Origin of the sequence: Actinosynnema sp. NPDC059797 (assembly GCF_042732085.1) — a bacterium.
GTDB lineage: Bacteria > Actinomycetota > Actinomycetes > Mycobacteriales > Pseudonocardiaceae > Actinosynnema.
Genome location: NZ_JBHWIE010000375.1, coordinates 1 through 6,689, shown reverse-complemented (window position 1 = coordinate 6,689; position 6,689 = coordinate 1). Strand labels below are relative to the sequence as shown.

Genomic DNA, 6,689 nt, shown 5'->3' with positions numbered 1-6,689 from the left:
GCCCGCGCCCCAGCGGGCCGTCACCCCCGAACGGTCACCGGGAGTCGGACCCGACGTCCTCGCGCCTGTCCTTCAGGTGGGCGCGGAACTCCGCCAGCTCCCGCTTCACCACCGGCGCGAGCAGGTAGAGGCCGATGATGTTGAACAGCGCCAGCGCGAACAGCACCGCGTCGGCGAAGTCCAGCACGCTGCCCAGCGTCAGCACCGAGCCGACCACGGTGAACGCGCAGAACACGACGCGGTAGGCCATCTCGGTGCCCCGGCTCTTGCCGAACAGGTAGGTCCACGCCTTCTCGCCGTAGTAGCTCCACGTGATGATCGTGGACACCGCGAACAGGACCACCGCGACGGTCAGCACGTACGGGAACCACGGCAGCACGGTGGCGAAGGACTCCGAGGTGACCGTGACGCCGTCCGGCCGCGGCCCGCCCGCGAAGACGGTGGCCTGCGCGTCCCTCCAGAACTGCGTCTGCGCGACGACGATGGTCAGCGCCGTCATGGTGCAGATCACCACGGTGTCGACGAACGGCTCCAGCAGCGCCACGTACCCCTCGGTGATCGGGCGGCGCGTCTTGACCGCCGAGTGCGCGATGGACGCCGAGCCCAGGCCCGCCTCGTTGGAGAACGCGGCCCGCTGGAAGCCGACGATCAGCGCGCCGACAGCGCCTCCCGCGACGCTGTCGGCGTTGAACGCGCCCGAGACGATCTGGCCGATCGCGTCCGGCAGCGCGGAAGCGTTGGACAGGATGACGGCGAGGCACCCGAGGACGTAGATGATCGCCATGGCGGGCACCAGCTTGGAGGTCACCCGACCGATGGACTTGATGCCGCCGATGATCACCGCGCCGACCAGCAGGGCGAGGACGATGCCGAACACCAGGGCCGCGCCGTCGCTGCCGAGCGCGCCGTCCTCGCCGCCGGTGACGTCGCGCAGCTGGGCGAAGGTCTGGTTGGCCTGGAACATGTTGCCGCCCGCGATCCCGAAGAACAGGATCATCACGGCCGCGCCGAACGCGAGCACCTTGCCCGCGCCCCGGCCGAACCCGCCGGGGAACCGCTCGGCCAAGCCCTTGCGCAGGTAGTGCATGGGGCCGCCGGACACCGACCCGTCCGGGTGCACGTCCCGGTACTTCACGCCCAGCGTGCACTCCACGAACTTGGTGCACATGCCGAGCAGGCCGGCCAGGATCATCCAGAAGGTGGCGCCCGCGCCGCCGATGGTCACCGCCACGCCGACCCCGGCGATGTTGCCGAGACCGACCGTGCCCGACACCGCGGAGCTGAGCGCCTGGAAGTGGGTGATCTCGCCCGGGTCGTCGGGGCTGCTGTGCTTGCCGCGCACGATCCGGAGCGCGGTGCCGAAGCCCCGCAGCTGGATGACCCCGAAGTAGGCGGTGAAGATCGCGGCCGCGGCGACCAGCCAGCCGACGATCCACGGGAAGGTCACGCCGAAGACGGTGACCTCGGCGAAGACGAAACCCGCCACGGCGTCGGCGACGGGCGTGAACAGGTCGTTGATCGCACCCTCCACCGAGGACAGCGTGCCGCCCTCGGCGGCGAGGGTGGTGGGTGGCGGGGGCAGTGGTGGACTCGTGGTCATGACCGCGCAGTGGACACCATGTCCCAGGTCCCGGCAAAGACCGCTTAAGGTTTTCTTGAGGATCCCAGTGGAATGGCGGGGCGGGTCAGCACCCCAGCCGCCGCCGCAGCAGGGTGGCCGTGTGCACGGGCTCCGCGTCCGTCCCGTGCCGGACCTGCGTGCGGCAGCTGAAGCCGTCCGCCACGACCGGCGTGCCCGGGTGGGCCGCGCGCACCGCCGGGAACAGGGTCAGCTCGCCCACCGCCATCGACACGTCGTGGTGGCCGCGCTCGAAGCCGAAGTTGCCGGCCAGGCCGCAGCAGCCCTCCAGCACCGACGCGCTCACCCCCGCCTTGGCCAGCAGCTCCCGGTCCGCGTCCAGGCCCACCTCGGCGTACTGGTGGCAGTGCGGCTGCACCACCGCCCCGCCCGCGTCCGGCTGCCGCTCCAGCAGCGGCGCGACGTGCTCGGCGAACGTCCGCACGGAACCCGCCAGCCGCGCCACGTCCGGGTCGTCGCCCGCCAGCTCCAGCGCGTCCGCGCGCAGGAACGCCGTGCAGCTCGGCTCCAGCCCGACCACCGGCACGCCCGCCCGCGTCCACGGCCGCAGCACCCGCGCGGTGCGCCGCAGCACCCGCCGCGCCACGCCGAGCTGACCCGTGGAGAACCAGGTCAGCCCGCAGCAGACCGCCGCGCGCGGCACCTCCACCGCCTGGCCCGCGTGCCGCAGCACCGCCGCCGCGTCGAGGCCGACGCCCGGCTCGAAGTGGTTGGTGAACGTGTCCGGGAACAGCAGCACCGGCTCGCCGTCGCCCGTCGAGGCGAACCGCGACTGGAACGACCGCACCGGCACGGGCAGCGGCCGTTCCGGCGCGACACCGGCGAACCGGGCGAACCGCGCGGAGACCCGGTTCACCAGGCCCAGCCGCAGCCACAGCGGCAGCCACCCCATCGAGTAGTGCGCCGCGGGCCGCACCCGCCGCCGGTAGTGGTGGTGCAGGAACTCCGCCTTGTACGCGGCCATGTCCACGTCCACCGGGCAGTCCCGCTTGCACCCCTTGCAGCCCAGGCACAGGTCCAGCGCGTCCCGCACCTCCGCCGACCGCCACCCGTCCCGCACCACCTGCCCGCCCAGCAGCTCGAACAGCAGCCGCGCCCGGCCGCGCGTGGAGTGCTTCTCCTCCCGCGTCACCCGGTAGCTCGGGCACATCACCCCGCCGCGCGTGTTCAGGCACTTGCCCACGCCCACGCACCGCCGCGACGCCGCCGCCAGGTCGCCGCCGTCGGCGCGCAGCGCCAGCTCCGCCCGGGTCGGGATGACCGGGGGCGCGACCACCACGCGCAGGTCGTCGTCCACCCGGGCCGGGTCGACGATCCGGCCCGGGTTCATCAGCCCGTTCGGGTCGAACGCCGCCTTGAACCGCCGGAACGCCGCGATGGCCGCCGGCGGGTACATCCGGGGCAGCAGCTCCGACCGCGCCTGCCCGTCGCCGTGCTCGCCGGACAGCGACCCGCCGTGCGCCACCACCAGGTCGGCCGCGTCCTCCAGGAACGACCGGTGCCCGCGCGCCAGGTCGAAGTCGATCCGCACGTGCAGGCAGCCCTCGCCGTAGTGGCCGTAGGTGACGCCCCGCCTGCCGTGCCTGCCCAGCAGCGCGTCGAAGTCGCGCAGGTAGGCGCCCAGCCGCTCGGGCGGCACGGCCGCGTCCTCCCACCCCGACCACGCCTCGCCGCCGTCGGCCATCCGGGTGGCGAGCCCGGCCCCGTCCTCCCGCACCCGCCACAGGGCGCGCTGCCGCGCCGGGTCGGTCACCACCGCGGAGTGCGGCGCCAGCGCGGCGGCCCGGTGCGCCACCGCCTCGTCGGCGGTCTCCACGAACAGCCAGCTCTCCCCGCGCGGCAGCAGCGGCCGCGCGTTCCCGGCCGACCGCGCCAGCGCCGCGTTCAGGCCCTCGACGGTCAGCACGTCCAACTCGCGCAGCCCGGGCGCGAGGTCGGCGGCGTCGTACGGGCCGTCGAACCCGAGCACCGCCAGCACCCGCCGCTCCGGCGCCTCGACCAGCTCGACCACCGCGCCCAGCACCGTCGCGCAGGTGCCCTCCGTGCCGACCAGCGCCCTGGTCAGGTCCGGCAGCGCGTCCAGCCGGTAGCCCGACACGCGCCGGTCCAGCGCGGGGAACCAGGCCGGGTCGACCTCCGGGAGGTCCAGCGGCGGGGGAGTGCGGGTGTCGAACCGCCGCCCGTCGGCCAGCAGCACGTCGAGCGCCCGCACGTTGTCGCTCGTCTTGCCCCAGGCCACCGAGTGCGCGCCGCACGCGTCGTTGCCGATCATGCCGCCGAGCGTGCAGCGCGAGTGGGTCGACGGGTCCGGGCCGAACACCAGGCCGTGCGGCCGGGCGGCGTCGTTGAGGCGGTCCAGCACCACCCCCGGCCGCACCTCGGCCACTCGCTCGACCGGGTCGATCGAGATCACCTGATCGAGGTAACGGGAGAAGTCGAGCACCAGGCCCTCGCCCGCGGCGTTGCCCGCCACCGAGGTGCCCGCGCCCCGGTTGGTGACCGGCACGCCGTGCTCGGCCGCCACCCCGACCGCCGCCACCACCGCCTCCACCGAGCGCGGCCGCACCACGACCAGCGGCACGTGGCGGTAGTTCGAGGCGTCGGTGGAGTACAGCGCGCGGCTCGCGGAGTCGGCGAGCACGTCGCCGTCCACCTCGGCCCGCAGGCGTTCGACGAAACCGGTCACGGTGCGAATTGTGATCCACCTCCGGCCGGTGGTGGCGTACTTGGGGGTAGCAGATAGCCTCGCGGCGCACCAACCAGCGGCGATGGGAGCAAGAGTGTCGAGGTCCGTACTGGTCACCGGCGGCAACAGGGGCATCGGCCTGGCGATCGCCAGGGCGTTCGCCGCCCAGGGCGACAAGGTCGCGGTGACCCACCGCGGGTCCGGCGCGCCCGAGGGGCTGTTCGGCGTCAAGTGCGACGTGACCGTCGCGGACGAGGTGGACGCGGCGTTCGCCGAGGTGGAGGCCGCGCACGGACCGGTCGAGGTGGTCGTGGCCAACGCCGGCATCACCGACGACACCCTGCTGCTGCGGATGAGCGACGAGCAGTTCACCCGCGTCCTCGACGCCAACCTCACCGGCGCGTTCCGGGTGGCCAAGCGCGCGTCCAGGGGGATGCTGCGCAAGCGCTACGGCCGGATCGTGTTCATCTCCTCCGTGGTCGGCCTCACGGGCGGCGCGGGCCAGGTCAACTACGCGGCCAGCAAGGCGGGCCTGGTCGGCGTGGCCCGCTCGATCGCCCGCGAGCTGGGCTCCCGCAACATCACCGCGAACGTCGTCGCGCCCGGCTTCGTCGCCACGGACATGACCGAAGCCCTGCCCGACGACCGCAAGCAGCAGATCCTCGCCCAGGTGCCCGCGGGCCGGTACGGCACGACCGAGGAGGTCGCGGCCGCCGTCACGTTCCTGGCGTCCGACGCCGCCGCCTACATCACCGGCGCGGTGGTGCCGGTCGACGGCGGCCTCGGCATGGGCCACTGACGCGCGCCGCGCGCCCACTCTCGTCCCCAGTACAACACTTTTCGGAGGAAGAACCCGTGACGGGACTGCTCGAAGGCAAGCGACTGCTGGTCACCGGGGTGATCACCGACGCGTCGATCGCCTTCCACGTGGCCAGGGTCGCCCAGGAGCAGGGCGCCCAGGTCGTGCTCACCGGCTTCGGCCGGCTGAGCCTGGTGGAGCGGATCGCCAAGCGCCTGCCCGCGGCGGCGCCGGTGATCGAGCTGGACGTGCAGGACCAGGGGCACCTGGACTCGCTCGCCGACCGCGTCCGCGAGCACGTGGACGGCCTCGACGGCGTGGTGCACGCCATCGGCTACGCCCCGCCGTCGTGCCTGGGCGCGCCGTTCATGGACGCGCCGTGGGAGGACGTGGCCAAGGCCGTGCACGTCTCGGCGTACTCCTACAAGGCGCTGGCGCAGGCCACCCTGCCGCTGCTGGGCCGCGGCTCGTCGATCGTCGGCCTCGACTTCGACGCCCGCCAGGTGTGGCCCGCCTACAACTGGATGGGCCCGGCCAAGGCGGCGTTCGAGTCGATCAACCGCTACCTGGCGCGCGACCTGGGCCCCCGGGGCATCCGGGTGAACCTCGTCTCGGCCGGCCCGGTGCGCACCATGGCCGCCAAGTCGATCCCCGGCTTCGCCGACCTGGAGTCCCTGTGGGCCGACCGGGCCCCGCTGGGCTGGGACGTCGACGACCCGACGCCGGTCGCGAAGTCGGTGTGCGGCCTGCTGTCCGACTGGCTGCCCGCCACCACCGGCTCCATGGTGTTCGTCGACGGCGGCGTGCACTTCCTCGGGCTGTAACCGGGTTCACCCGGCCGGGTCGGCGTGCGAACGGTCACGCCGACCCGGTTGTGCGCCCCCCGGGGCGCGGCGCGAGGATGTCCGGGTGAGTTACGACGCGCTGCTCTGGCTGTCCTTCGGCGGACCGGAAGGGCCCGACGACGTCCGCCCCTTCCTGGAGAACGTGACCCGCGGCCGCGGCGTCCCGCCCGAGCGGTTGGACGAGGTCGAGAAGCACTACCAGCACTTCGGCGGCGTGTCGCCGATCAACGCGCTCAACCGCTCGGCCATCGAGCGCGTGCGCGCGCTGGTGGACCTGCCGGTGTACTTCGGCAACCGCAACTGGCACCCGATGGTCGAGGACACCCTGGCCGAGATGAAGGCCGCCGGCGTCCGGCGCGCGCTGGTGTTCCCGACCAGCGCCTACGGCGGCTACTCGGCGTGCCGCCAGTACGACGAGGACGTCCTGCGCGCCCGCGCGGCCGTCGAGGGCGCGCCCGAGCTGGTCAAGATCCGCCAGTTCTTCGACCACCCGCTGTTCGTCGAGTCCTTCGCGGAGTCCGTGCGCGCCGCCGCGGCGGGGTTCGGCGACGACTACCGCCTGGTGTTCACCGCGCACTCGGTGCCGGTGTCGGCGGACAAGGCCGCCGGGCCGCCGGAGGAGGGCGGGCACCGCTACTCCCGCCAGGTCGCGGAGGCGTCCCGGCTGGTCGCCTCGGCGCTGGGCGTGGCCGACTACGACGTGGTGTGGCAGTCCCGCTC

The 6,689-nt window shown here is 73.7% G+C and carries 5 protein-coding genes; 3 read left to right on the top strand and 2 right to left on the bottom strand.

All coding sequences use genetic code 11. The annotated features are described in order from the left end of the window. Positions 1 to 34 precede the first annotated feature (34 nt). Both ACFV4N_RS37525 and ACFV4N_RS37520 read right to left on the bottom strand, forming a co-directional pair. Complete coding sequence (locus tag ACFV4N_RS37525; protein ID WP_499677426.1) at positions 35 to 1,600, bottom strand: alanine/glycine:cation symporter family protein; 1,566 nt, start codon at positions 1,598 to 1,600, stop codon at positions 35 to 37. Positions 1,601 to 1,685: 85 nt separating this feature from the next. After that, a complete protein-coding gene (locus ACFV4N_RS37520) occupies positions 1,686 to 4,334 on the bottom strand; it encodes an FAD-binding and (Fe-S)-binding domain-containing protein (RefSeq protein WP_499677427.1) in 2,649 nt (882 codons plus the stop codon). Positions 4,335 to 4,419: 85 nt separating this feature from the next. Here ACFV4N_RS37520 and fabG point away from each other — a divergent pair, with 85 nt between their 5' ends. From fabG to ACFV4N_RS37505, 3 genes are all read left to right on the top strand, one after another. Continuing rightward, the gene (gene fabG, locus ACFV4N_RS37515) at positions 4,420 to 5,124 is read left to right on the top strand and encodes a 3-oxoacyl-ACP reductase FabG (RefSeq protein WP_499677425.1); all 705 of its coding nucleotides are present in this window, start codon (positions 4,420 to 4,422) and stop codon (positions 5,122 to 5,124) included. Between the two features lie 56 nt (positions 5,125 to 5,180). After that, entirely contained in the window at positions 5,181 to 5,948 is a 768-nt protein-coding gene (fabI, locus tag ACFV4N_RS37510; RefSeq protein ID WP_499677424.1) for an enoyl-ACP reductase FabI, read from the top strand. Between the two features lie 85 nt (positions 5,949 to 6,033). Next, the coding region (locus ACFV4N_RS37505; RefSeq protein ID WP_499677423.1) for a ferrochelatase at positions 6,034 to 6,689 on the top strand (656 nt) is incomplete at its 3' end.

Coding starts and splice junctions, on each gene's coding strand:
- ACFV4N_RS37525 (WP_499677426.1), bottom strand. CDS start 1,600: ATGACCACGAGTCCACCACTGCCCCCGCCACCCACCACCCTCGCCGCC.